The organism is Paenibacillus sp. F411, assembly GCF_017582705.1.
GTDB lineage: Bacteria > Bacillota > Bacilli > Paenibacillales > Paenibacillaceae > Paenibacillus_AQ > Paenibacillus_AQ algicola.
Window position 1 is genome coordinate 1 of sequence record NZ_JAGFIP010000036.1, and the last position, 4,139, is coordinate 4,139.

At 38.6% G+C, this 4,139-nt stretch carries 3 protein-coding genes; 1 reads left to right on the forward strand and 2 read right to left on the reverse strand.

Annotated elements, in window-relative coordinates:
- Window positions 1-1,386: 1,386 nt before the first annotated feature.
- Both JJQ72_RS20060 and JJQ72_RS20065 read right to left on the reverse strand, forming a co-directional pair.
- A complete protein-coding gene (locus tag JJQ72_RS20060; RefSeq protein WP_138225438.1) occupies window positions 1,387-2,256 on the reverse strand; it encodes a transposase in 870 nt (289 codons plus the stop codon).
- Window positions 2,257-2,406: 150 nt separating this feature from the next.
- Entirely contained in the window at window positions 2,407-3,393 is a 987-nt protein-coding gene (locus JJQ72_RS20065) for a hypothetical protein (RefSeq protein ID WP_208204766.1), read from the reverse strand.
- Window positions 3,394-3,680: 287 nt separating this feature from the next.
- Here JJQ72_RS20065 and JJQ72_RS20070 point away from each other — a divergent pair.
- On the forward strand, window positions 3,681-4,139 hold a 459-nt coding region (locus JJQ72_RS20070), incomplete at its 3' end, for a transposase (protein WP_208204767.1).

A 4,139-nucleotide genomic window follows, 5' to 3' on the forward strand; every position in this document is an offset into this window, starting at 1 on the left:
AGGTAAGAAGAACAAAACAGCAGCTTTAAAAATGTGAACAGCAAACTCTGCAGGTCTGTCCATTTTTAGAATGAAGCCACCGGATCCGCTTTGATCCGAGTGAAGCCTGCTGTCTTTGCGTTGAAAATAAAATTATGCAAAATGCTCATACTAGCTTTGTGCTGTACACTTTTTCTTGATATCACAAAAAACAAACGGCACAGGAATTTTTCCTATGCCGTCTCAGATCTCTATTTTTGTTCTACTTAGCTTAATGACATTGCTTTAGCCTTAATAGGTCAATATTTTATTATTGATGGAGGTGTGGAGTCGAATTCTTATTCGAAAAACAACACGAGCTTCTATGGATGTAATCACTGAATTGGTTCAAGGTGATATCGTTAGCATTGATGCTAGTCCTGCAGCAGGTGAGATTATTATATAGGAGTTTAAACTGGTAAATACTTTAATCGTCTTTTCATAGGTCTCGGCCATCTGTTCTTAGTTGGGCAAGATGATTATAGTTTTTACAAGAGAAAGTTGTCACAATACCATATAGCAAATCCAATCCTCTATCTTAACGGAAGAGGTACATCTGATTAGCTATTTTTGATGCCTTTAAACATCAATCCATATGTGATCATGTAATGAATGAGACCAGCCAATGAAGTTAGAGAAATTAGCATGAATCTCATATTAACACTCCAGATATCATCAAAAATGACATATAACGAGTAATATGACATAGAATACAATACTGCACTTGTGCATAACTTTAAACCTGTTTTTTTTATGAACCACTGATTAATTATAAACGAAAAAATTGAAAAAAACAAAATAAAGAAACTCGGTAAAAACACCAATATCATCATAATATCAGAAAATAAAGGAAATTCATTGTCCACATATCTTGGCCAGAAAATTGCAATACTAAAAATTGAGATCAAGAAAGTAATAATAATCCAAACTTTCAATACACTTTTCAATCTCACACCTCCTTATATAACCATTATACATAATCAATAAAGAAACTGTACTTGCCAATAACAACTTCAATAATTTGTAAGTTTAAAGATCCGACAGGATCCCTATGCAGCTCTGAGCTCCGTTTTAATTTGAGCTAAGGTAGCCCCGGCTTGAGTTTGGTAGTAAATATACTCTATTATGCTCTGCCTTTTTTGTGAGCGATAGCGTTGTATGCCATGGATTAAACTCGTCTGCCCAGCATAGATGCAGCACATCGAAGCGAACATGAGTAACGTCAGATAACGATCCATCGCTTCGGTGGAACGAACTTGGTAGCGATCCATCGACAGTTGAACTTTGCGGTTCGGAAATAGGTTTCAATGGTCCAGCGCTTGCTGTAATAGCCTAGAATTTCTTCGTTTGTCAGTGCGACATCCGTGCTTAAAATGCCTTCATTCGTTTAGGATCCAGTTCATCACTTTCTTCCCAACATAGTAGCAGCACAGCATTCTCTATTAAGTTTAACTTCCCTTCATAACGATACACACGATAAGCGGAGGAGCCGATGGTCACTAGATCAGTATCCGATTTCGAGATATAGGAAGCAAAATTTTTGAGCGACTGCCGAATACCTTGAGGATAGAAGATGCGATTGGTTTTTAAACCACTAATGACATGAAAGCCCTGTTTTACGCTGCATTGAAGCACCGAAGACGACGGATACCAAGAATCCATCAGCACGTAGGTCGGCTGATTCGACGTCGGAACAGATTGGATGATGTCGCAGGCCAGATCAATTTTGCTCTTTCCTTCAGGATCGTAACGTTCCAAAGCAAATGGATATACCTTATCGCCTGTACGAAGTAGCGCTTGAACCACCGTATGGCCATAAACATTTCCGCCTTTAAGATGAGAATACTGGAACGAAGCTCCTTGTATGGTGTCCACAGCCTGTGACGAAGGCTTCGTTTTCTCACACAAGGTATCGTCCAGGATGACAAAAATGGGACTCTGGTCTTGCCTAGCAGTCTTGTTGATTTCTTGAAAAGCAACACGTTGAGTAATACGCTGGAGAAAAGACCTGTTCCCTTTGCCGTGAGACAAAAAATGGCTCAACGTTCTGCGGTCTCGTTCGTGTAAACTTTCCCGATGAATGTCGGTCAAGGTTCCAGTGAACCCCGCTGAAAGCATGCCATCCACAAAATGATGAATGTGACGAAGCGCTGGTTTAGTGAAATAAAGGGGGAGCTTCCACTGCTTAAAATAGTTGTTCCAATGGCCATGCTGTGATAACGTATTCGTATGAGACATATCTTTTCTCTCCTGCGTAGGTAGTTGGTGGTACTTCTATTTTACGCTTGAGAGTTAAGTATGTCTCTGTTTACATTTCATGGAATTGATTTTGAGCAAGTACAGTAAAGAAAGAGTACCCTCAAAGGTACTCTTAAGATTACTATTTACTTAATAATTGTACCAGTTATTGTTGTAAACCAGTTGGTAGTTAAAGTCTTTTACTGAGGCTTCGCTTAAGACAATATCTAGATTTACTCTTGCAGCGTTGTAGGCTGAATCTAAGCTAGTCGGGTGGGTGGAGGCATAGGCTCTACCATATACATTGTTATGAAAATCCATTATATTTGCAACAGAAAAAAATCCCTTAAAGAAACTATAACTATCCTCACATAAAAACATCAAATTTTGCTTTAAAAATGGAATCCAGATTGTTGTATCATTGAATGCATTGAATGCAATAGCTGAGGAACCTTTGTTTGTGTGATAAGCTACTCTCTGATCATAGTAATTCAAAACAGGATTTAATAGGGTTAATCCCCATTCGTGATTATTCGTAGCTATACGGGTAGGAATAGCACCCACATCTCTAGTGGATAAGTAGTTCCAACCAAAATGCCGATAGCCGTCTCTTAGCATGACATGATTCGAAGCAGGATATTTATTTAATGCTAGGTCTCTAGCTTTATTAGCATGTGTAATTCCAATCTTAGCAATTTGAAACTCTGTCAGTCCTTCATTAAGATCTAATATGGTTTCTATATAATTTGCCTTTCTCAATTCATTATAGAACTTATCGTAATCTACTACAGATTGTGATTTGATCGAATTTCCATATATCTTAGTATAAGATCTATATAAGTCTTGGCCTTTTTGTTGATCCTTTGCTGAAAGTTTTGAATTGAATTCTTCCGCGAGCCTATCTATTCTGGCTTGTATCTCTTCTTCTGATGCAGGTTTGATTGCAGCCATTTCTTCACTATATATCATTTTGTCTGGTGTGACTTTAAATTCGTGATAAGCCTCTAAGGCCTGAATGTTTACAGATTCAACCTTCTCTGGTGTCTCTTCTGCAAATGTTGTTGTCTCTGAAAAAACAGGGATTACACTTAAAAACATTGATGCCGATAAAAATGAACTTAGAACTTTGAACTTCATAAAAAACCCCTCCTAATAGAATTGTATGGATATTTATTTGGCATAAATACCCATTTAAATATTAGGCGCAGAGTTCTTTTAAAAGTTACGGAAAAATTGGTTTTTTATTGTAAAAATATCATTTTCATAAATCATCTATATATAGCACTTAGATTTATTCGAGCATTTTGCATTAATCTGAGCCCTTGAACCAAAAGGATTTCCAGACATAAAAAAGGGACTTCACCCCAACTTGGCGAAGTTTTTCGGTGACCAAACCAAAAACCCCAAGAATGGAGGAAGTCACTTTGTATATTCTCCAAGAAAGTCTGTTTTCCTTTGAAGATCTGATAAAAATTCATTCGAAAGATCGATTGCCTATCTTTTTCAATGTCTTAGATCTTCGTCCGTACGCGAAAGAACTGAGAAGTCGTTCACCCCGATGTTCTGGTGGCCATTGCAGAGAAGGCATTTTACGTGCACTTTTGGCTGCTCCTCTTGAACGTATTCAGACCTTTACCGGCCTGCATCATCGGCTGGGCACCGATCTTCGGTTTCGCTATCAATGCGGACTTCCGCTCGACCGTGATGCACCATCTATCGCCACACTTAGCCGAGTTTTTGCAGATCTGACGAAGAAAAACCTGGCTAAACAGCTGTTCGACGACTTGGTAAATCGTTGTAGGCAAGAAGGCGTCATTGATGGCAGTCACGTCGCGATCGACAGCGCTGCGATTCAAGCTTACGAGAAAAAGAACCCTGAAAGT

What these genes read in the sequence shown, in the direction of transcription:
- JJQ72_RS20065 (WP_208204766.1), bottom strand. Translation starts at nt 3,393, where the DNA reads ATGAAGTTCAAAGTTCTAAGTTCATTTTTATCGGCATCAATGTTTTTA.
- JJQ72_RS20060 (WP_138225438.1), bottom strand. Translation starts at nt 2,256, where the DNA reads ATGTCTCATACGAATACGTTATCACAGCATGGCCATTGGAACAACTAT.